Below are 21,728 nucleotides of genomic sequence, written 5' to 3' on the forward strand. Positions count from 1 at the left end.
CCGTAAAAGCCAAAGAGCTCTCACGGTCGTTTATCTTCTTGTCTATCTTCTTTTCGCGGTACAAGATCAAAAATGTCGTGGTCTTCAAATGCATCAACCAGACGATCCAGCCATTCATAATAGTCTTGCATATATCGTAGTTTTTCTATATCGGACTCGACAATTTGCTTTAACTCTTCTGTGATGGAAGGATTCTCAGCTAGTTTTATCAACTCATTCAGCGACTTACGGACTGCTGTTTGATGAAGAGAGATGGAGCGTCGCCATTTGATGGAGAAAAGATCGATGAAGCTTTGATACCAATCGTCTTTCACTTGGTATAAATCTTTGCGAACGCCTCGCTTCCAAGCACGTTCTACTAATTTTAAATCTGATAGTGCACGGACGGATGTGCTCATGCTTGTTTTGCTCATGCCCAGTTCTTCGGTCATATCATCTAGCGTCAAGGGTTCATCGTGGAAGAACATCGTGCCGAATTGTCTGCCGGCTGAAGGAGTCAAACCGTATAGATGTATATTTTGCGCGATGGTTTCAATAATTCTCTCGCGTGATTTTTCAAGTTGTTCTTTACCTTCCATAGAGGGTACCTCCATTATCATACTGAGGACACATTCATCCCCGTTTGCTTCTATAGCGTATTATATTTGCTAAATAAAAGCAATCCGTACACGGAAGTTTGTACAGTTTTTACCGTATAAACAATTAATTTAGATAAAACTGTTGTATTGCAAAACTGTTACGTCTATAATAATAACGTTAAGTTTTTAGGAAACTAGGGAGTTGTACATATGAATGATCAAGAAATGAAAAAGAAAATTGAGGTTCAAGGCACCACGAAGATTTTCGGAAAGAACATAAAGCGTGCCTCGCAACTATTGAATGAAGGAAAATCTAAGAAAGAGATATTACAAGCCACTGGCGCAACTGTTGGCGTAAAAAAAGCTACATTTGATGTCTATGATGGAGAGATTTTCGTCATCATGGGCTTATCCGGGAGCGGTAAGTCGACACTCGTTCGAATGTTGAACCGTTTGATCGATCCAACGATGGGGAAAATCCTGATCGATGGAAAAGACATTGTGGAGATGAATAAAGAACAACTTCGTGAAGTGCGTAGAAAGAAAATCGGTATGGTGTTCCAGAACTTCGCGTTGTTTCCACACAAGACGATTCAAGAGAATGCGGAATATGGCTTAGAAATTCAAGGAATTGCAAAGGCGACTCGTCAAGAAAAAGCGAAAGAATCTTTGCGATTGGTCGGTTTAGCTGGCTACGAAGAGCAATACCCAAATCAACTGAGTGGTGGTATGCAACAGCGAGTGGGACTTGCTCGAGCGCTAGCGAACGATCCTGACGTGCTATTGATGGATGAAGCGTTCAGTGCGCTCGATCCATTGATTCGAAAAGATATGCAGGACGAGTTGTTGCAACTTCACCATGATATGGGGAAAACGATTATCTTCATTACGCATGATTTGGATGAAGCGTTACGGATTGGAGATCGCATTGCGCTCATGAAGGATGGTGATATCGTCCAGATCGGTACACCGGAAGAAATCTTGATGAGTCCTTCCAATGAATACGTGGAGCGTTTTGTTGAAGACGTGGACTTATCCAAAGTGTTAACAGCGGGGCATATTATGAAGAAAGCCGATACGGTGCAAGTTGACCGTGGAGCTCGTGTAGCATTACGCCTCATGAAAAAGCTGAGCATTTCTTCTATATATGTAGTGGATAAAGGAAATCGTCTGTTGGGTGCGGTCTCTGCGCAGGACGCGGTAATTGCTACCGAAGAAGGAAGAACACTGGAGGATGTACTGATTCGAGATGTGACGAAAGTCTCTCAAGATACGGTGCTGACTGATTTATTTGATGCGGTTTCTACTGCTGTGATTCCAGTCGCAGTAGTGGATGAACGTGATCATCTGCAAGGGATCATCATCCGTGGTGCGTTGATTGGCGCACTTGCTGGAGATGGCCAGTTTATTAATAATGATCCTGTTACAGCGGGAGTAGAAGAGGTGACGGATCATGAATGAATTATTACCAAGATTACCATTCGCTGATTGGATCGATGATGGAGTAGATTGGTTAGTCGACACGTTTGGAACAGTGTTTGACGGTATTTCTGCGTTTTTGAAAGGCACAGTAGAAGGAGCAGTCCAGTTGATGGATTTTGTACCATCCATTTTGCTAGCTGTACTCTTCGCTGTACTTGCGTATTTCTTGTCAACACGGGGAATTGCGCTGTTTACATTAATTGGTTTATTGTTCATCGACTACTTGGGCTATTGGTATCCAATGCTTCAAATGTTAGCGCTTGTCCTGACCTCGGTCGCGATTGCATTACTGATCGGAATTCCTTTAGGGATTTGGGGTTCTCAGCAAGCAACGGTGAAAAAAATCATCAATCCGATACTCGACTTAATGCAGACCATGCCGGCATTCGTGTATTTACTGCCAGCCATTTTCTTCTTTAATATTGGTGTCGTGCCAGGCGTTGTTGCATCGGTCATTTTCTCCATGCCCCCAACGATTCGCTTAACGATGTTGGGAATTGAACAAGTGCCGAAAGATTTAATTGAGGCGACAGAGGCATTTGGATCCAAAACATCGCAACGTCTTCTGAAGGTACAAATTCCGTTAGCCAAATCAACCATTATGGCAGGGGTCAATCAAAGCATCATGCTATCCCTTTCGATGGTCGTGATTGCCTCTATGGTTGGAGCACCAGGACTAGGTGAAGAAGTGTATCGCGCGGTTACACAACTGAAAACAGGTAAAGGCTTCGAAACGGGCTTATCGATTGTTATCGTCGCGATCATTCTGGACCGTATCACACAACATGCAGGTACTCGAAAGAATAAGAAAACTGCTAAATAATAAATTGAGACATCCCCTGATCATCATTGGTCAGGGGATTTTTAAATTGGTATTGATGGATTGGCTCGGTCTAGGTGTGGTTTGGATCGGTTCGTTTGAGGTAATGCTCGGTCATGAGGTACTAACGCTCGGTTCAGACGGAGAATGGCTCGGTCGGCTAGCAGTTTGGCGCGGTGCGAGGCAACATTGGCGCGGTTCAGCATCGTCCGCTAATAACACTCCTGTCATTCACCCCTCGATTTCTACAACTGACATTCAAAATCCTACCACTCACCTAATTTCCGCAGACATTTCATTTGCTGCTTCGTATACTGAAGATACAAAGCATAAGTAAATGGAGGGGTGAAAGATGACGATAGTAGAAGCAAGAGAAGTTCAAAAATCATACGGAGCCCATCATGTATTGAAAGGAGTAGAGTTTCAGGCGAATGAAGGGGGAGATTGTGGCGGTGATCGGGGAAGTCAACTTTTTTGGAAATGCCCGTGACAATTCAAACTACGGATTTGGGAAATATCTCTCTTTTTGGAAAAGATGTACACAGTCTTTCTACTAATGAAAGAGAGCAGCTCAAACGACAAATTACCGTTGTGCTGCAGCCAACACAATTTCATAAAACAATGAAAGTGTATGAATTGATGAAGTTATTTCATGCGTATTATGACTCCACAGTGAACATTGACCAAGTAATGACCGAGTTTCATTTACAACCTTATCGTAAGGTGTATTTTGATAAATTATCAGGAGGATGAAAGCAGATTGTCAGTTTAGCCATTGCGTTTTTGTCATGATCTGGACAGGGTTTTATCTGTAATACAAAAAAGAAGCCGAAGAGTTGGAAGAGTGGTAGTTCTTGAAAAACCAATCTTTAAGACCTCTTTAATTCATGATAGGATAAAGAAAATGGTCAGGAGGTGTGGTGGCGGATGAAATCTACTACACATGTACTCATCTACGGAGATGTATTTGTCGATTATATTGCATCAGATGAAACTAACACAAAGTTCAATACATTTCTGGGTGGGGCTACTGTTAATGTGGCGGCAGGAATTTCTCGGTTAGGTGCCAATTCTATGTTAATCACAGTAATCGGAACAGACTCTACTTCTGAATTTGTGAGAAAACAATTACAACAAGAAGGAGTGGATTTGTCTTACGCTGTGCATATCCCCGAAAAGAAAGTGAATGGTGTTTATGTTCACTTAACTTCGGAGCATGACCGTGTGTTTGCTAAATATGTGGATGAGACTCCAACTATTCAAGTGCAGCCGACTGACTTGCAAGAAGAAGCTTTTCGTCATGCGTCAATTTTGCATATATGTTCCGGTACGATGTTTCAACCAACTGCTTTGGAAACGACTAAAAGAGCAGTACAATTGGCAAAAAAGACAGAAACGCTACTTTCATTTGATCCGAATATTCGACCCTTGCGCTGGAAAAGTGAAGAGATTTGTCGTGAAACAATCCTTCCTTTTTTGAATCACACTGATTTGTTGAAGTTAACGGAAGAAGAATTGTATTTTTTACTGCAGGCGGATGAGATGGAAGAGGCGCTTGCGAAACTGGCTGCTTTTCAAGTGCCCGTGGTTATGATCACGATGGGGGAACAAGGTACGCTCGCTATAGTTGATGGTGTTCGGCAACATGTCAAGGTAGACCCCATCGATCCAGTAGATACCACGGGAGCGGGCGATGCGTTTATTGCGGGCGTGTTACGCGGAATTCAGTTAAATGGTAAACCAAACTCGGCAGAAGAGTGGCTAGAGCTGATTGCTTTCGGCAATAAGATGGGTGCATTGTGTGCTATGAAATCAGGCGCATTGTCTGCGTTACCTCGTGCGGATGAATTGGAATAGAGAATGAAAATCTTCCGTCCGAGCGAAAGTAGTGTTGCACCGCGCCAATCTTGCTTTAGACCGCTCGAAAGTGATTTAGCACCGAACCAAACACGGGTTAGACCGATCCAAACTATGGCTGCACCGCTCCAAACCTCGTTTGAACCGCACCAAACATCTCCAAGTAAAAAACAAGCAGCTCACTTCACTCGTGAGCTGCTTGTTTTTCAAACTTTAAATTCCTGTATCACTTGCTGCAATTTCATCGCTTGTTCACTCAAATCGTGGGCGACAGTGTTAATTTCTTCGATCGTAGCCATTTGTTCTTCCACAGCACCAGAGTTCTGCTCTGTTTGGGCAGATGCTTCGTCAGCCTGTGTAGCGATTTCTTGGACGGAAGCAGATACTTCTTCTGCACTTGCCGAAATTTCTTCTGTGGCAGCCGAGATATCTTCAATTTGTTCCCCCATTGTTTGGATGGCGCTGACGATTGTGGAGAATGCCTTGCCTGCGTCTTCGATAACTTGCACGCCTTGCTCTGCATTCTGAACGCTTTCTGCTACGGAAATTTCCACATTCTTCGTATCCGTTTGTATGTCAGCAGTCAGTTTCACGATTTGGCTAGCAGAGTTCTTCGATTGCTCGGCAAGATTCCGCACTTCATTTGCCACTACTGCGAAGCCTTTTCCTTGTTCGCCTGCTCTTGCTGCTTCAATCGCAGCATTGAGGGCCAGGAGGTTCGTCTGTTCCGTGATTTCCGTGATGACTTTCGTAATGTTCTCGATTTCAACGGTCTGTTTACTTAGACGCTGAATTAAATCGCTTGTTTGTTGCGATGAGTCGTAAATGAGCATCATTTGATCTTTGGCAAGCTGAACGGATTGTTCGCTGTCTCCCGCCAATTTCTCTGTTTCTTCTGCGCTGGCATTTAAGCGCAATGCAGATTCTGCAATACGGTGCACGCCAACAGCTGTTTCTTCCATTGCTACTGAACTTTCTTTTGCGGAAGCGGCGGATGTTTGCGCTCCTGATGAAATTAATTCCATATTATGACTTACTTCCTGTGACGCTTTAGTCACTTCTGTTGTGCTAGCAGACAACTCTTCCGCAGAGGCCGTTACATGCAAAGCGTTATCATTGATGCTACTGATGAGATTTCGCAAATTGTGCTTCATCGTGTTAAATGAATTCGCCAAGTCGCGGATTTCATCTTTTGCTTTCACGTGTACATCTTCTTGAGTCAAATCACCGCTAGCCATGACAGCAGTGGCATCAGAAAGCCGTTTGATTGGCCGCGAAATGGCTCGATGAATGAAAAAAGCAATTAAAATTGCAAGAATCGAGTCTGAGATAGTCGAAGTGGTTAATGCACGCTTTGATTTGGCTGCGCCATCTTGAGCAGCCAAACGGCTTTCCTCTAGTTGTTGTTGCTGATAAGCTGCCATTTCTTCTCCAATTTGCAAGATCTCAATGTTGGCTGCTCGTCCTTCATTCATCATCAGCTGTACAGCACTATCTGCCTCGTTAGTTTCTACCAAATTTACGATTTTGACAGCAATTGCATCAAAGTTATCGATCCGTTCATTAGCTTGCTGAATATAATCTTTCATTTCATTGGTTACAGCGTATTTGGATAATTCGTTGACATGATTCTTTAATTCTTGCTGATGTTCTTTAAAGTTTGTCAGCATTACATCTCTTCCTTCAGCTATGTATCCTCGAATGTATAACCCTTGAAATGCCATGTGTTTTTGAACCTCTTCAGCAAGTTGAGCTTGTGTAACTTGGACGTCGAGCATGCGTTCATAATCTTCCGTTACATTCTTTAGTTGAGAAATGCTGAAAAACGCAAACATCAACAATACGGCTAACATAACACCAAATCCACCAAAAATCTTTTTACCAATTGTCATTTGATGACGCCTCCTGTGAGTAAAGACTTATCATATAATTATATTTTACTATACAAATGGTCTTTGTAGTGAAAATAATTACATTAATTCAATTCTATTACTAAATTCAGTTCACAAATAAGACTAAAGTATGGAGTTTGCATTTTATATATCGGTTGACGATAGTAATAGTTAATATAAAGGACATAGAAAGTCTTGTTAGCAATGTAGGAAAAAATGATTTATTCAGAATAATTTGTACGGTACTATTCTTTATAGTAGTATGATAATTACGAAGATAGTAAGAAATTGAAGAGATTTGGGAATTTGTTAGTGATATGAATCGCTTGGCTCCATTAGTGCCTGGTTATATTGAACATTAGATTTTAAATGATCATCAATCCACTTGGAAGTTTAAAGGTGATATTGGGATCATGCAAAAGACAGTTAGTTTGAAAATTGATATTACCGAATGGCTGGAGCCTACAAAGGTAACATTTGATTTGAAGGGATTAAACGAAAACTTTGATGGTGACGGATATTTTGAAGCTGAAGTCATAAGTGAGACAAAGACCTTGATGACAGGCTATCTAGATATCACCGCAAAAGGTATGATGGGTCCTATGATCAATGCCATTTTGAAGAACTTTGTTCCGAAAACGGCTTAGGAATTGACGAAAGCCATCGCGGATAAAATTGTGGAAGTACAAGCTGTTAGTCAGTGAGTGTACTACAAAGTAGGAGCTATCCGAAAAGTCATTTTCAACTGACCTTTTCGGATGGCTCTTATTTTTAAGTGATGGAAGCTTTTTGTCGGGGGATAGGCAGTTGTTATGGAAATTGAAATGTGCGGTTAGCAGTTTGTTTGGCTCGTTTGGAGAGTGGTTTGGCTCGGTGCAGACGGACTAATGCGGGGTCTTACATGATTTTGGCTCGGTTCGGTGACACTTTGGTGCGGTGCAACGGTACTTTGGCGCGTTCCTCTCTTTCCCCCCGCGATCACATAAGAAAAGGCTGTCATTGAAAGGTATTTATTACTTTCAACACAACCTTTTCTAGTTCATTTATTCTACATAAAATTCTTTCACATGTGCTTTTGTCTGCACTTTCCCCAATGCAGATTTTGCGTTTTGTACGGTCAGTGTATAGTTTCGATTGCGTTCATATCCACCTGTAGGAGCAGAGATGAGCACTTTGCGTGGGTCCACCGAATCAATCGCAAGTTTGACAGGGATTACTTCTTTCTGGTCATTCATCACGTTAAAATGAGCACCCGTAATGCTTGCTGGATCAATCTTGGTGTTGAACGTTACAGTCCATTGTTTTAGCGAATTAACGTGCTGACCAATCGGTGTGACAGTTGGTGAAGATTCAATTACAAGCGTTTTCATCGAGCTGGTTTGTTCATCTTTAAAATGAAGCATATTGCTCTCAATGCGTAAATCTATACTGTGGCGTTCGTTCAATTTTTGTATCGAACTACCATCTGTTTTCATTTTGTACAGATAGCCGCCGTTAGAGTAGTTACTAAAATATATCCAATCTGATGTAATAGCGAAATATGGTGCACGGACATCGTTTATTTTTTGTTTTCCGGTACCGTCTTTCTGAATACGATACAGCTTGGCATTGTCTTGATTGCTGCTGTAATAATAATAGTTTCCGACTTCCTGCATTTTTTTGAAGTCCTGGAAGTACGCATAGGTTGTACTTGTTGCAACAGGCCAATTACTTTCTACCCAAGAATGATCTTTGCGCAATTGATCAGAAGTGACGAGGAAATAAGAATAGCGAACGCGACCTTCTTGATTAGGTACGGGATCATCCCATGTAATATCCATGAAGTACGGTTGACCATCTAGTTTAATCATGTTCCAAGAGTGATCCTGACCATCCCCACGACCATACACATAGGAATTAGCAATGCCGAGCCTGTTCAGCAACAACTGAGCAGCTTTCGTGTAACCATCACATACGGCCACTTGATTCAGTAGAGCACCGTATGCTGTATAGGAATCAGCAGGTACTTGATTAGATAAAAGATTTTCATAGTCATAAGCCGTATGCAACGCAAGATAATCATGAATGGCTTTGACTTTATCAAAATCGGTAAAATGCGGCTTGATGATTGCATTCAGTACTTCGTCTGCTTTCTTTTGCAATTGCTGCTGACTGGTTTTAATTATAGCTGGGTCTTTTGAATAACGAAATTCAATTTTACCGTTAGACCAGAACGTAGCTCCTTTGTAATACATAATTTCGGGATTTTCTTGCGTGACTTGTTGGATGAGATCTCCAATTCTTTGATAACTAACTTCAGAAGTATCAAACTGACCTGTTTCATTTCCAACGAGCATAGCATCATAAATCATGCGATAGGAGTTTGGAGCATGGTTTGCAGAAAGTGTAGTCTCTGCAGAATTAGCCACTACTGTCGATTTGGTGGTTGCTTCAGAGGTGTTTGTCCAAAGTGTGGTTGCCAGTAATAATGTCGTAATACATAGTAAGAATTTCTTCATAGTCGTTTAGCCTCCCTACCCTCTTTATCGGCAGTAGTTTAGTAATGGTGTTGGAAGGGAGGTTGTTATTTGAAACAATCTTGTGAACATTTTATAGGATACAATTGAGATGTATAAATGAGGACCAATCGAGACTATGGTAAGCCCTTAACTATATCAAAAGCAACTCGTTGTAGATTTGAATTAAAGGTGGAGGAATTCTTATACCAGCATGTAGACACCAACCGATAAGCCCTAGGTAGAATTGCAAACAGCGCATTTGACGGTATGGAATGTTTATCTACATAACTGTGTGATAAAAAAAGAGGTTTAACCAAAAGGCTACCCTCTCATTTTAAGTGTTAAACTTGTGTATTTGGTTCAACATGAACATGGACGTCATACACGCCATGTTCATGCTTCAGTGTATCTTCAACCAATGTTGAAATGTCGTGGGCTTGTTCAAGACTCAGATTCGGTTGTACAAGAATGATAATGTCAACTACTGCATTATTGCCGTAGTTTCTCCCTTTAATTTCTTTGACATTTTGTACAGCAGGGATAGTTTGGATAGTTTTTCTGTAAATAGCAATTTGATTTTCATCAAAGCCATCACTTAAATCATGAGAAGCTTCTTTGAAAATATCCCATGCTGTTTTACAAATGAGTCCCCCGACTATCAAGGCGGTTATAGTATCAAACCATGGCATATGTAACTGTGATGCAAATATTCCTATTGATGTTCCAATGCTGACCCAGGCATCCGAAATATTGTCTTTTGCTGCAGCCATCACAGCTTGGCTTTTTATTTTTAATGCTAATTTTTTGTTATACCGATAAACGAAATACATAATTAGAAAAGAAAAAATACCAACATATCCAGCAATTATATCAGGTGATTCTTTTCCACCTTGAAAAATGGAGGAGATAGTTCCAAACAACACTTGCAGACCAACGGCCATCATGATGAAAGAGGCGATCATTGAGGCAATGGTTTCGCTTTTCCAATGTCCATATTTATGGTTGCTATCAGGTGGTTTTCTCGATAATTTCAATCCGATAAGGACAGCAACTGAAGCAATGATATCAGTTGTATTATTTAATCCGTCTGCTCTTAAAGCTTCTGAATTGCTAATATAACCGATAAAAAGTTTTAGAACGGATAGGCATATGTAAGCGATTATGCTGATATATGCCCCTCTTTCTCCTAATTTGAGGTCTCTATATCTCTGTTCATCCAATGAAAACATCTCCTAATTTGCTACTTTAAGGATACTTGCCTAAAGGCAACAAAAAACCTTGATCGGGGGTAAGTCTGATCAAGGTTTTTTAAATAAATATATACAAACTTTTGCAGGAAAGATATGCACGTTAACATCACTCATTTATGCTTTGATTTCTAAAAGATAGCACGAATATCCTTTTGAAGCAAGGATTACTAAAGGTGAGTTACAGGCAAAAGAGAAAGCTAGTCTAAGACACAAAATGATATGGATTTAAGATTGTAGTAGCCTTTTGCTATAGAGACCATTTTTTTTCATAATTGGGGAAGATCACGAAACAAAATAACCTGAAAATGATCAAACATCTTTATAAAATATAACTTACATCTGCTAGAGAAGAATCCGTTTTGATCGAGCTATATACTAAAGTAATATCTATTTCATAATGTGAGCTGTTTTCAGATTATATTAAGGCTTTTCCAACTGATGTTTTTTCATGTGATACTGGAGAGTTTGACGGGTAATTCCGAGTCTACGGGCCGCGGCGGAGATGTTCCACTCGGTCTGTTCCAAGGTGGACTGGATAAATTGTTTTTTAGATTGATTAAGTACGTTTTTAATGGGTCTACTCGCTTTGCTTTCATCTTCAGACAGCTGTTGCTGCGCTAGAATTTTCCCACGTATATAGGAAGGAAGATGGTCGAGTTCGATTGCTTTTGCTTCATCCGTGACACGAATAACAATATTTTGCATTAAGTGTTCCAATTCTCGAATATTCCCTGGCCATGGATAGCGTAGTAGGGCATCTCTCAAAACGGGTGAGAGCGGAGGAGCATTGGTTGCCATTTTAGACTGGAAGGTGTCTAAAAAATAAGAGATGAAAAATAGGATATCTTCAGGCCGATCACGTAATGGCGGGATATACAGACTGGTGTTTGCAATACGGTAAAACAAGTCAAGACGCATCCGCTCCTCGGCTATCATTTTTTCTGGGTCTTCATTTGAGGCGCTAATGACAGTACATCGTACAGGTGTTACGTCATTAGAACCAACTCTTCTCACCAAGCGCTCTTGCAACACGCGCATTAACTTGGACTGGAGCGTCATCGGCATGGAGTTGATTTCATCCATAAATAATGTGCCATCTTCCGCGTATTCAAATAGGCCTACTTGATCTGTTGCTCCTGTGAATGCGCCTTTCACCGTACCGAATAATGTGCTTTCCAATAAATTTTCAGGGATGGCGGCACAGTTAATGGCGACAAACGGTTTGTCTCTGCGCGGACTGTGATTGTGCATGCTTTGCGCAAATAATTCCTTTCCTGTACCGGTTTCACCAACAATTAAGGTGTCTGTATTATGAACGGAAACGGCCTGCGCTTCTCGCAACAGTTCTTTCAATACACTGCTTTGGCCTTTAATATCTTCAAACGTAAAGACCGTTCCATTTGTCGCAAATGTTTTTTTATCGGTGTGTTGATTGGTGCTACGTTTCATTTCAATTGTTTGAAAGAGTTGGTCTTTTAATTTTGATTCGTTTGTACTGATGGAGAAGACGGCAATCGTTTCACCATCTTTTTTGATCGGAAAGGTACTGTAATTCACATATTTTGGAACGCCAGCAACTTTTGAGTGCGCCCGGTATCTTGAAAATATTGGTTTCCCTGTATTAAACACGTGCCGATGCTCGGAATATTGGGGATTATAATTGTACGCAGCCCATAAAGGTTTTCCTATAATCTCTTGTGCGTCTAAACCTTCCATCTTTTCCTGTGCCTCATTATAGACGATAATTTCTCCCTCAGCGTTACTCATCATGATCCCTTCATCTATTGTTTCAATCACTTTTTCAAGACAATACAATCGTGCGTCATTATTATCTAATTGAAATGCAAACTCTTTTATGCACAGTGCAATTAGCTGTTCAGGTCCTTCGATGTGCTTGACGGAAACTTGCAGCTGCTGTCCGTTTAATTCAACAAAGAATTCTTCTTGGTCAATGAACCACAAGTCTCCATGATTGAACAATTGACGAACATCTGTAGTTTGAGTAAGTGGAATCGATAGAGTTTCTTGTAAATCGAACCATACAATGTTATGTGATTTATCAAGAACGATCACTCCTTCTACAAAACTTCTTATCAATGAGCCTATTATTTCAGCAAACAATGAAAGATCCCTCCTTAAATTAGTGCAAAGATAGTATATCACACAGATGTCAGAAAAGTCTGCATCTGCATGCAGGTAATATCTGCAGTGTTTGGAAGCGCTTTCTACTATGAGTTTTTAGAAAATTTGAGAATCTTAAAGGGTGCAGAGACGATTTTATCTGCGGTTAGGACGAAAGGGTTGAAAGAAGAGTGACTCACTACGCTACCCGTTTTTAAAAGAATTGAAGCTTGATATAACAAGCTTTTTTCAAGAGACTCCAAAAAATTATTCCTGATAAATAAAAGTTGGCATGGTACTTGCAATATATAAAAGTGTAAAACACAAAACTATATTTTTCAGGAGGAATTTCATATGACAACAAAACCAGAAATCTTATATTCAGTAAAAGCACAAAGAGGACCAGAACTACGTTGTAAAGGCTGGAGACAAGAATCAATCCTTCGAATGTTAGAAAATAATATGGAAAATGCAGAGAAGCCAGAAGAACTTGTCATCTACGGTGGAATCGGGAAAGCGGCACGTAACTGGGAATCTTATCATGCAATCGTACAATCTTTAAAAGATTTAGAAGATGATGAAACATTAGTTGTTCAATCTGGAATGCCGGTAGCCGTATTCAAAACTCATAAATATGCGCCAACAGTTGTTATGGCAACAACGAATATCATGAAAGCAGACTGGCCGACATTCTACGATCTACAAGATAAAAACTTAACAATCTATGCAAACTATACAGCAGCACCTTGGGAATATATCGGAACGCAAGGTGTAATCCAAGGAACATTCGAAACACTTTCAGCGATTGCACGCCTTCATTATAACGACTCTCTTGTTGGCAAGATCTTGTTGACTGCAGGAGCAGGTGGTATGGGTGGAAACCAGACACGCGCGATGACGATGCACGGTGGCGTTTGTATTCTAGTTGATTCCAATGTGGAGATCATTAACCGTCGTATTGAAAAAGGTTTCATCGACGAATTGGCTCCATCATTAGAAGAAGCAATTAAAAAAGCAAAAGAATATGCAGCAGCAGGTAAGCCACTTGGAATTGCGGTGGTAGGAAATGCAGCAGACTTGTTTGAAGACGTGCTGAAGAGTGACTTCCGTCCTGATATTGCAACATCTATGACACCTGGTCATGACCCGATTTCATATCTTCCAGCTGGATATACAGTTGAAGAAGCAGAGCATTTACGTGACACAGACCGTAACTTGTATTTGCAAAAAGGTCGCGAAACGATGATCCGCGAATTGAAAGCGTTGATTCAGTTTATGGATGAAGGCGTTCATGCATTTGAATATGGAACAAGTCATCGTAAAGAGTGTATCGACGCTGGTATGGATGAAAAAGAAGCAAAACGTCTGCCAGGATTCGTAGCAGAATATCTTCGTCCATTATTCTGTGAAGGCCGCGGACCTTTCCGTTGGGTATGTTTGTCAGGTGATGCGGAGGACCTTCGCAAAATCGATGACATGATTCTTGAGAAGTTTGCCGATGACTACTTGGTCACTCGCTGGATCAAATTGGCGAAAGAGCATATTCCGATCGAAGCATTGCCTGCACGTATTTGCTACATGGGCTTTGGGCAGCGTAAGAAATTTGCGTTGGAAGTCAATGACATGATCCGCCGTGGAGAGCTATCAGGACCGGTTGCTTTCTCTCGTGACAACTTGGATTCAGGTTCAATCGTCAATCCAACATTTGAATCAGAAAATATGAAAGATGGCTCTGATCTAATCTCTGACTGGCCAATGTTGAACGGATTACTGAACGCAGTGGGTATGTGTGATTTGATCGCGATCCAAGCAAATTATTCAATGGGTGAAGCTGTGCATACGGGCGTTACGATGGTAGCGGACGGTACAGCTGAATCGGATATGCGTCTAGAAGTGGCAATGACGGTGGACTCTGGAATTGGAGTTGTGCGCCATGCCCAGGCAGGTTATGAGATTGCTCGTGATGTAGCGAACGGAGAAGGGAAGCTGACAGAAGAAAGCATCCAAATTCCACTATGGTGGCAACGTGAAGCAACATTTGGACCAAAGGACTTGGAAAAAGCCGAGTCTAAAGCATAATAAAAACACTGTTTCTTAGAACTGGGTGGAGGATGTCAAGCGCCTGTTTGACCTCCTCCCTTCTTGTTTACCACCTAAAAAGATTAGGGCAGGTGAAGATGATGAACGATTTGAAAGAAACGATGGATCGTATGGAAGCAGGAATAGAAGAATCACAAAATATCTATTCAGTACGAAATATCCTAAGCTTTTTCTTCTTTAGTTTAATCGGCGTGTTCATGTTCTTTATTCCGATTGAACTAAACGGGAAAAATTCAATCCCTTTAGATCATTTAGTCACTTGGATCCGAAATACCATACCGACTGTCGTATCGTATTATATCTTGGTAATCATGGTACTGGGAGCTGCCTATCCATTTTATTCCGGTAGCTGGCGAAAGTCGAAAATTGATATCATGTTGTCTGTACTAAAGGTGTTGGGCGCTGCTGCTGCTGTCTTGGTGCTATTTGAAGTTGGACCTAAATGGCTGTTGGCGGAAGATATGGGACCCTATTATTTCTCTATCGTTCTCACGCCGATTGGTGTATTAGTGCCGATCGGATCAATATTTTTGGCTCTATTAGTAGGTTATGGATTGTTAGAGTTTATTGGAATTCTTATGCAACCAGTCATGAGACCAGTTTGGAAAACGCCTGGACGGTCGGCGATTGACGCTGTCGCTTCCTTTGTTGGCAGTTATTCGATTGGTCTATTGATTACCAACCGTATCTATAAAGAAGGGAAATATTCTAGACGTGAAGCGACCATTATTGCCACTGGATTTTCAACAGTTTCAGCTACTTTCATGGTAGTTGTAGCAAAAACATTAGATTTGATGGAAATTTGGAACCTCTATTTTTGGCTGACATTCCTCGTCACGTTTATCGTCACGGCGATTACGGTGAGAATGTGGCCGATCAGTAAAATACGTGATGATTACTATACAGGGGAAGGATCGCCAGAGAAAGTGATTCGTGAAAAACGAATTCAGCATGCCTGGCAGCAGTCGATGTTGACAGCGCAAAATGCCCCTAGTCTGTTTACTAATGTCCTGTCTACGTTAAAGGATGGAGTCTTGATGGCGATGAGTATCTTGCCATCTGTTATGGCAATTGGACTTCTAGGTCTTATCTTGGCCAATCATACACCTGTATTTGATTATTTAGCTTATTTATTTTTACCTTTAACATGGGCTTTGCAAATCCCTGAACCTTTTTTAGCTGCAAAAGCTGCCATGATCAATTTAGTAGACATGTTCTTGCCGTCATTGATGGTAGTGGAAGCTAGTTTGCATACAAGATTTATTGTCGCAAGTATTTCAATTTCAACTATCTTATTTTTCTCGGCATTGATTCCATGTATCTTATCTACAGATATTCCGATTAAAATGCGAGAGATTTTGGCCCTATGGCTGATCCGAACGGTTTTATCATTAATTATTGTCACACCGTTAGCATTTCTGTTTTTGTGAAAACGCTTACTTTATAGACGGTGTAATGTTTGAATGGAGGTACGATCATGACTCAAATGAAAGGCATAACAAAAGTCGATTTGGTCATTCGCCATGCGACAGAGGCTTTAACTTGCACAGGCGAAGGAATGGCAGGACTTGGAGTTGTGCAAGATGCTTGGATTGCGGTGAAGGATGGACGCATTGCAGGGGTCGGATTGGAGAAAGAAGGAAGTGCTACATTCGATCTGGATAACGCTCGTCAAATCGATGCGACTGGCAAAGTAGTCGCTCCTGGGTTTGTCGATTCCCATACCCATCTCGTTTTCAATGGTACGCGAGTAGAAGAGTATGCTGCGAAATTAGCTGGGGATGATCGAAAAAAATTGGAGGATCTCGGTATTACTACGGGCCCGAATCGTACGATTGAATTGACACGGCATGCATCGGAAGAGGAGCTGTTTCAACAATCGAAAAAGCGCATGATGAACATGCTAGCGTATGGCATGACAACGATTGAAAGTAAGAGTGGCTATGGTTTGACGACAGAGAGTGAAATCAAGATTTTAGAAGTGGGTCGTCGTCTGGATAAAGAAACTCCTGTCGATGTTTACAATACATTTTTAGGTGCGCACGGTATTCCAGAAGGCATGACAAAAGAAGAATACCTTCGTGTCATTATAGAAGAAATGATTCCGAAAGTTGGAGAACGCAAGCTGGCAGAGTTTTGTGATGCCTGGTGTGATGATGGTTATTTCACAGCAGAAGAGTCCGAACAAATATTGGAAGCTGGATTGAAGTTTGGGATGAAGCCGAAGTTGCATGCAGATGCTTATTCTTATATTGGTGGGACGGATTTAGCTGTCAAAATGAATATGGTTTCTGTGGATCACTTGAATTATACACCAGTAGAAGTGATGGAAAAGTTGGCACAATCAAAGGTTACAGGTGTCTTAATGCCTGCACTGGATTTTGCCGTCGGTCATAAGAAACCATTTGATGCTAGAAAAATGTTAGATCTCGGGATGAAGATCGCTTTGGCGACAGATTTATGTCCTGCTTGTTATACGGAGTCCATGCAATTTGTGATCAACTTAGCGTGTAGACTCTATAAATTCACTGTAGAAGAAGCGATTAAAGCGGCTACTTACGGAGGAGCGTGTGCACTGGATTTGGATGATCGCGGTGTAATTGCAGAAGGCAAAGTGGCCGATCTTCAAATTTGGGATATTCCTTCATACGTCCATATTGCATATGAATTGGGTACGAATATCGTCGAAACCGTATTGAAAGATGGTCAAGTAGTAATGGACCACGCAAAAGCACAGTAAGAAAAGGAGCGATTGAAATGACGAACAAACAAGTGAAGACTAACGCAGCGGAATTTGTAAATGAAAAACGATTGCTCGATCTGTTTTTGGAATTGGCGAAAATAGATGGACCGAGTGGGAAAGAGCAAAAAGTGGCAGATTACTTGATAAAAGCATTGCCTGAACTTGGATTTACATTTGAGTTTGATGAAGCGCATAAAAGTTTTGGTGGAGAAGTAGGAAACTTGATCGCATACAAAGAAGGCACTGATTCATCAGTACCTCCCGTATTTTTCTCTACGCATATGGATACTGTGTTACCTACTAAAGATTTGAAACCAGTGATCAAAGATGGAGTGATTTATTCGGATGGCACGACGATTCTTGGTGCAGATGATCGTGCTGCGTTGGCTGCCTATCTAGAAGGCGTTCGAGCAGTGATCGAAAGCGGCATTGCACACGGACCAATCGAACTGGTATTAACAGTTAACGAACAACCAGGTCTGGTAGGTGCACGCTATTTGGATTACAGTAGACCGAAAAGTGATTTTGGCTATATTTTCGACAGTAGCGGCGATGTAGGGCAAACCATTTTAAAGGGACCGTATAGTAGTAGGATCTGGATGAAAGTTAAAGGGAATGCAGCACATATTGCTTTAAATTCTGAAGAAGGAAACAACGCGTTTGTATTAGCAGCAGCAGGTTTATTAGAGATCAACTTGGGTGAAATTGACGAAGAAACATTGGCTAACATCGGCATTATCGAAGGTGGTGAGCTGACGTCTATCATTCCTGGTGAGGTTACGGTAGCAGGGGAAGTGCGTAGCTTCTCTAAAGAAAAACTGGATAAACAGTTGAAGCATATGGAAGATGCAATGCGAAAAGCTGTAGAAGCTCGTGGCGGAACAGTAGAGGTAACAATTGAGAAAAAGTACACGGGTTTTTCGATTCCAGACGATCATATTTTAACGAAAACCGTTCTAGACGCTTCAGATCTTATTGGAGTAAAACCATATTTGACAGAAACTCTAGGTGGAGCAGATACCAATGTGCTCAATGAAAATGGCTTAACTTGTCTAACTCTAGGCAACGGGTTCCAAAATATTCATTCATTCAGAGAATGCATTAGTGTGGAAAATTTGACCAATACAGGAAGACTGACAGCTGCGCTAATTCAGCAATGGTATGACAGCCAGAAATAATGAAGATGACAAATTGGATTGGAAGGTCCAGTCCATAATTTGAAATAGATTACTAGGAGGAATCAACGTGTTAACGAATCCCGTATTCATCTCTGTAGTAGTGTTAACCATATTAAGTCTAGCTAGAGTGCATGTGATTTTTGCAATCTTAATGGCAGCGATCACGGCAGGACTTCTTTCCAGTTTGTCATTATCTGATACACTTTCCCTTTTTCTTGGAGGGATGGGTGGTCAGTCTGAAACAGCGCTAAGCTACATTCTTCTAGGGATTTTTGCTGCCATGATTGCGCATTCGAATATTACCAAGATGCTAATTAATAAATTATTATCCGTTAAAAAAATGAACAAATATATGCTGTTGTTGATGATTGCCGGTTTGACTTGTTTATCAGGGAACTTAATACCGGTGCATATAGCGTTTATACCAATCCTAATTCCACCGTTACTAATTTTCTTCAACTATTTACGTTTGGATCGAAGAGCAGTTGCTTGTGCACTGACATTTGGTTTGAAGATGCCATATATTGTGATTCCAGCAGGTTACGGGTTAATTTTCCACGGCATCCTTGTACAAGAAATTAGCACGAACGGAATGCCTGTTACTTTATCACAAGTACCACTTGCAATGGCAATTCCTGCAGTAGGTATGTTTGTTGGTTTATTCATTGCAATTTTTATTACGTATCGAAAACCACGTGATTATGAAACAGAGGAAGAACGTGCGAGTCAAGCAGAAATTTTTGCGTCAACCGTTCAACTGGCGGTTGGTGTAGATCAAGTCAAACAGAAATTTGAGTTACGCGACGTACTAACGCTTGTTGCGATAGTGGCAGCATTAGTCGTTCAGATCTTAACTCATTCTTTAGTCTTTGGAGCATTTGTGGGGATTATCGTCATGTTTGTTGCAAGAGTTATTACATTAGGTCAAGGCGAAGTAGTTGTTCAAGAAGGTGTGAAGCTGATGGGAGCCATTGCCTTTGTCATGCTTCTAGCTTCAGGCTATGCAACGGTTTTAAAAGACACAGGTGCTGTAACTGACTTGGTAACTGCAGTAGAAGGATATTTCAGCTATGGAAAAGTAGCAGGTGCTGCATTATTATTATTGATAGGTTTACTTGTCACCATGGGAATAGGTACGTCTTTCGGGACAGTTCCGATATTGGCTGCTGTTTTTGTTCCCATCTGTATGCTCATGGGATTCAGTCCACTTGCGACCATCGCATTGATCGGTACAGCTGGAGCGTTAGGGGATGCTGGTTCACCGGCTTCAGATAGTACACTCGGTCCAACTTCCGGATTAAATGCGGATGGCAAGCATCATCATATTTGGGATACATGTGTACCAACGTTCTTGCATTATAATATTCCTTTGTTCATCTTCGGAATATTAGCTGCTGTAATTTTATAATTTAAATGAGGTGTTTGGATGAATGAGGAAATGAAGGTAGTTCACTTGGATGGAGAATCGTTGGATCGCCAGCTGATCGAACGGATCGTATTTGATAAAGTACCAGTAGAAATTTCTGAACATGCAATACAGCGCGTTCGAGAAAGTCGTGAACGGATAGAGAAGCAGTTGAGAGACGGAAAAGTGATCTATGGAGTCAACACGGGCTTCGGAAAATTGAGTGATATTCAAATTGAGGAAGAGGATATTGCCAAGTTGCAATTAAATCTGTTGCGTGCGGATGCGGTTGGTGTAGGAGAACCCTTGCCACAACCTGTAGTACGAGCCATGATGATTTTACGTGCAAATGCATTGGCAAAAGGGTTTTCTGGAATTAAGGAAGATACACTGCAATTATTAGTTCAAATGATTAATAAAGGTGTGCATCCCGTAGTTCCTTGTAAAGGTTCTGTAGGTGCAAGTGGCGATTTGGCTCCGCTAGCACATGTAGCCATCGTGTTGATTGGTGAAGGACGTGCAGAGTTTGAAGGAGAAATCTTAACTGGCGGAGAGGCATTGAAGCGAGCTGGATTAGAACCAGTCACTTTGCAAGCTAAGGAAGGACTCGCTTTGATAAATGGAACACAAGCCATGACTGCAGTCGGCGTCATTGGGTTAAATGAAGCAGAGCGTGTAGGCTATGCTGCAGATATGGCAGCTAGTTTAACGATGGAAGCGCTTCAAGGAATTATTACTGCATTTGATAGCGGATTGTTAGCAGTACGTCCACATAAAGAATTGGAAATTGTGGCATCCCGTATGCGGAAGTGGCTAGAGGGTAGTAAACGCGTAACGAGCCAAGGGCAAATTCGGATGCAAGATGCCTATTCCATTCGCTGTATTCCGCAAGTTCATGGTGCTTCGTGGCAAGCCTTGCAGTATGTCGAGGATCGATTGAGTGTGGAAATGAATTCAGCGACGGATAATCCAATTATCCTGGAAAATGGTGAAATTATTTCAGGTGGACATTTCCACGGGCAGCCAATCGCACTCGCAATGGATTTCATGAAGGTAGGAGCGGCAGAATGGGCCAATATTTCTGAGCGACGGATTGAGCGTCTAGTGAACCCGCAACTCAGTGGATTGTCTCCATTTCTCGCAACGGATCCTGGTTTGGAATGTGGTTTGATGGTTGCGCAATATGCGGCAGCCGCACTTGTTTCAGAGAACAAAGTACTTGCCCATCCAGCAAGTGTCGATTCTATCCCGACTTCCGCTAACCAAGAGGATCATGTTAGCATGGGGACGATCGGTTCACGGCAAGCGCGTGAAATCATTCATAACAGTGCGCGCGTCATCGCAATAGAACTGATTTGTGCTTCTCAAGCTATTCATTTGGAGCAAGTAGAAAATGAATTGGCACCTGCGACAAAAGCTTATTTGGAAAAAGTTCGTGAAATATGTCCGCCATTACATGCAGACCGTGATATCTCCGAGCAAATTGAAGGACTGGCGCAGTTCATCTTGCGCGATGATACACTGACGCAAACTGGCAAATAATTTTTAGTGATACCCAATCAACTGCCAGCTAGATGATTGCAGAGTCTTTAGTTGGTGCATTACCTTGTTATTCTCCCTTAACACGCTATATTTGTTGAGGCTGTCCTGAAGGTGATGAACATACTTTCAGTGGCAGTCTTTTTTGCATGATTATGTAGATTGATAGAGGAACGCGGCCAAAGTCACATGGCACCGCGCTAAACCACACCCGGACCGCGCCAAACCACACCCGGACCGCGCCAAACCACACCCGGACCGCGCT

At 41.6% G+C, this 21,728-nt stretch carries 18 protein-coding genes; 13 read left to right on the top strand and 5 right to left on the bottom strand.

All coding sequences use genetic code 11. The features are described from left to right. Positions 1-20: 20 nt before the first annotated feature. A complete protein-coding gene (locus tag GD002_RS00965; protein WP_153730449.1) occupies positions 21-578 on the bottom strand; it encodes a GbsR/MarR family transcriptional regulator in 558 nt (185 codons plus the stop codon). A 210-nt stretch (positions 579-788) separates the two neighbouring features. On the opposite strand from GD002_RS00965, the gene GD002_RS00970 reads away from it, so the two are divergent. The 6 genes from GD002_RS00970 to GD002_RS00995 all read left to right on the top strand — a co-directional run bounded on the left by GD002_RS00970 (position 789) and on the right by GD002_RS00995 (position 4,737). Beyond that, positions 789-2,039, top strand: a complete 1,251-nt coding sequence (locus tag GD002_RS00970) for a quaternary amine ABC transporter ATP-binding protein (RefSeq protein WP_153730450.1) — start codon at positions 789-791, stop codon at positions 2,037-2,039. Then, a complete protein-coding gene (locus GD002_RS00975) occupies positions 2,032-2,883 on the top strand; it encodes an ABC transporter permease (RefSeq protein WP_153730451.1) in 852 nt (283 codons plus the stop codon). The genes GD002_RS00970 and GD002_RS00975 overlap by 8 nt, the downstream gene beginning before the upstream one ends. A gap of 46 nt (positions 2,884-2,929) precedes the next feature. After that, positions 2,930-3,217 carry a hypothetical protein gene (locus GD002_RS00980; protein ID WP_153730452.1) on the top strand — a complete coding sequence of 96 codons (288 nt, stop codon included), beginning with the start codon at positions 2,930-2,932 and terminating at the stop codon, positions 3,215-3,217. 15 nt (positions 3,218-3,232) lie between these two features. Then, a complete protein-coding gene (locus GD002_RS00985; RefSeq protein ID WP_153730453.1) occupies positions 3,233-3,370 on the top strand; it encodes a hypothetical protein in 138 nt (45 codons plus the stop codon). Next, positions 3,361-3,633, top strand: coding sequence for a hypothetical protein (locus tag GD002_RS00990; RefSeq protein WP_255425119.1), 273 nt, complete (start codon positions 3,361-3,363; stop codon positions 3,631-3,633). The genes GD002_RS00985 and GD002_RS00990 overlap by 10 nt, the downstream gene beginning before the upstream one ends. Before the next feature lie 174 nt (positions 3,634-3,807). Continuing rightward, positions 3,808-4,737: a carbohydrate kinase family protein gene (locus GD002_RS00995; protein WP_153730455.1), complete on the top strand. Its 930-nt coding sequence runs from the start codon at positions 3,808-3,810 to the stop codon at positions 4,735-4,737. Between the two features lie 206 nt (positions 4,738-4,943). Here GD002_RS00995 and GD002_RS01000 read toward each other — a convergent pair whose 3' ends face one another. Further along, positions 4,944-6,629, bottom strand: a complete 1,686-nt coding sequence (locus tag GD002_RS01000; protein ID WP_153730456.1) for a methyl-accepting chemotaxis protein — start codon at positions 6,627-6,629, stop codon at positions 4,944-4,946. A 413-nt stretch (positions 6,630-7,042) separates the two neighbouring features. Between GD002_RS01000 and GD002_RS01005 the strand changes: the two genes are divergently transcribed. Then, positions 7,043-7,276: a hypothetical protein gene (locus GD002_RS01005; protein ID WP_408020062.1), complete on the top strand. Its 234-nt coding sequence runs from the start codon at positions 7,043-7,045 to the stop codon at positions 7,274-7,276. 396 nt (positions 7,277-7,672) lie between these two features. Here GD002_RS01005 and GD002_RS01010 read toward each other — a convergent pair whose 3' ends face one another. The 3 genes from GD002_RS01010 to GD002_RS01020 form a co-directional block, all read right to left on the bottom strand. Beyond that, entirely contained in the window at positions 7,673-9,127 is a 1,455-nt protein-coding gene (locus tag GD002_RS01010; protein WP_153730457.1) for a DUF5050 domain-containing protein, read from the bottom strand. Between the two features lie 341 nt (positions 9,128-9,468). Next, on the bottom strand, positions 9,469-10,356 hold the full coding sequence (locus GD002_RS01015) for a cation diffusion facilitator family transporter (protein ID WP_194841424.1): 888 nt from the start codon (positions 10,354-10,356) through the stop codon (positions 9,469-9,471). A gap of 441 nt (positions 10,357-10,797) precedes the next feature. Then, positions 10,798-12,498, bottom strand: a complete 1,701-nt coding sequence (locus GD002_RS01020) for a sigma-54 interaction domain-containing protein (RefSeq protein ID WP_153730459.1) — start codon at positions 12,496-12,498, stop codon at positions 10,798-10,800. A 354-nt stretch (positions 12,499-12,852) separates the two neighbouring features. Between GD002_RS01020 and hutU the strand changes: the two genes are divergently transcribed. From hutU to hutH, 6 genes are all read left to right on the top strand, one after another. Beyond that, positions 12,853-14,577: a urocanate hydratase gene (hutU, locus tag GD002_RS01025; RefSeq protein WP_153730460.1), complete on the top strand. Its 1,725-nt coding sequence runs from the start codon at positions 12,853-12,855 to the stop codon at positions 14,575-14,577. A gap of 101 nt (positions 14,578-14,678) precedes the next feature. Further along, positions 14,679-16,028: a YjiH family protein gene (locus GD002_RS01030; protein WP_408020063.1), complete on the top strand. Its 1,350-nt coding sequence runs from the start codon at positions 14,679-14,681 to the stop codon at positions 16,026-16,028. A gap of 47 nt (positions 16,029-16,075) precedes the next feature. Continuing rightward, positions 16,076-17,338, top strand: coding sequence for an imidazolonepropionase (hutI, locus tag GD002_RS01035; protein WP_153730461.1), 1,263 nt, complete (start codon positions 16,076-16,078; stop codon positions 17,336-17,338). A gap of 17 nt (positions 17,339-17,355) precedes the next feature. Then, positions 17,356-18,519 (top strand): M20/M25/M40 family metallo-hydrolase, encoded by a 1,164-nt coding sequence (locus tag GD002_RS01040; protein ID WP_153730462.1) that lies wholly within the window; start codon positions 17,356-17,358, stop codon positions 18,517-18,519. Positions 18,520-18,586: 67 nt separating this feature from the next. Continuing rightward, positions 18,587-19,927, top strand: coding sequence for a Na+/H+ antiporter family protein (locus GD002_RS01045; protein WP_153730463.1), 1,341 nt, complete (start codon positions 18,587-18,589; stop codon positions 19,925-19,927). Between the two features lie 18 nt (positions 19,928-19,945). Continuing rightward, entirely contained in the window at positions 19,946-21,466 is a 1,521-nt protein-coding gene (gene hutH / locus GD002_RS01050; protein WP_228548240.1) for a histidine ammonia-lyase, read from the top strand. Positions 21,467-21,728 lie beyond the last annotated feature (262 nt).

It is taken from the genome of Sporosarcina obsidiansis, assembly GCF_009651005.1.
Classification (GTDB): Bacteria; Bacillota; Bacilli; order Bacillales_A; family Planococcaceae; genus Sporosarcina; species Sporosarcina obsidiansis.

Coding starts and splice junctions, on each gene's coding strand:
- GD002_RS00965 (WP_153730449.1), bottom strand. CDS start 578: ATGGAAGGTAAAGAACAACTTGAAAAATCACGCGAGAGAATTATTGAA.
- GD002_RS00970 (WP_153730450.1), top strand. CDS start 789: ATGAATGATCAAGAAATGAAAAAGAAAATTGAGGTTCAAGGCACCACG.
- GD002_RS00975 (WP_153730451.1), top strand. CDS start 2,032: ATGAATGAATTATTACCAAGATTACCATTCGCTGATTGGATCGATGAT.
- GD002_RS00985 (WP_153730453.1), top strand. CDS start 3,233: ATGACGATAGTAGAAGCAAGAGAAGTTCAAAAATCATACGGAGCCCAT.
- GD002_RS00990 (WP_255425119.1), top strand. CDS start 3,361: ATGCCCGTGACAATTCAAACTACGGATTTGGGAAATATCTCTCTTTTT.
- GD002_RS00995 (WP_153730455.1), top strand. CDS start 3,808: ATGAAATCTACTACACATGTACTCATCTACGGAGATGTATTTGTCGAT.
- GD002_RS01000 (WP_153730456.1), bottom strand. CDS start 6,629: ATGACAATTGGTAAAAAGATTTTTGGTGGATTTGGTGTTATGTTAGCC.
- GD002_RS01005 (WP_408020062.1), top strand. CDS start 7,043: ATGCAAAAGACAGTTAGTTTGAAAATTGATATTACCGAATGGCTGGAG.
- GD002_RS01010 (WP_153730457.1), bottom strand. CDS start 9,127: ATGAAGAAATTCTTACTATGTATTACGACATTATTACTGGCAACCACA.
- GD002_RS01015 (WP_194841424.1), bottom strand. CDS start 10,356: ATGTTTTCATTGGATGAACAGAGATATAGAGACCTCAAATTAGGAGAA.
- hutU (WP_153730460.1), top strand. CDS start 12,853: ATGACAACAAAACCAGAAATCTTATATTCAGTAAAAGCACAAAGAGGA.
- GD002_RS01030 (WP_408020063.1), top strand. CDS start 14,679: ATGAACGATTTGAAAGAAACGATGGATCGTATGGAAGCAGGAATAGAA.
- hutI (WP_153730461.1), top strand. CDS start 16,076: ATGACTCAAATGAAAGGCATAACAAAAGTCGATTTGGTCATTCGCCAT.
- GD002_RS01040 (WP_153730462.1), top strand. CDS start 17,356: ATGACGAACAAACAAGTGAAGACTAACGCAGCGGAATTTGTAAATGAA.
- hutH (WP_228548240.1), top strand. CDS start 19,946: ATGAATGAGGAAATGAAGGTAGTTCACTTGGATGGAGAATCGTTGGAT.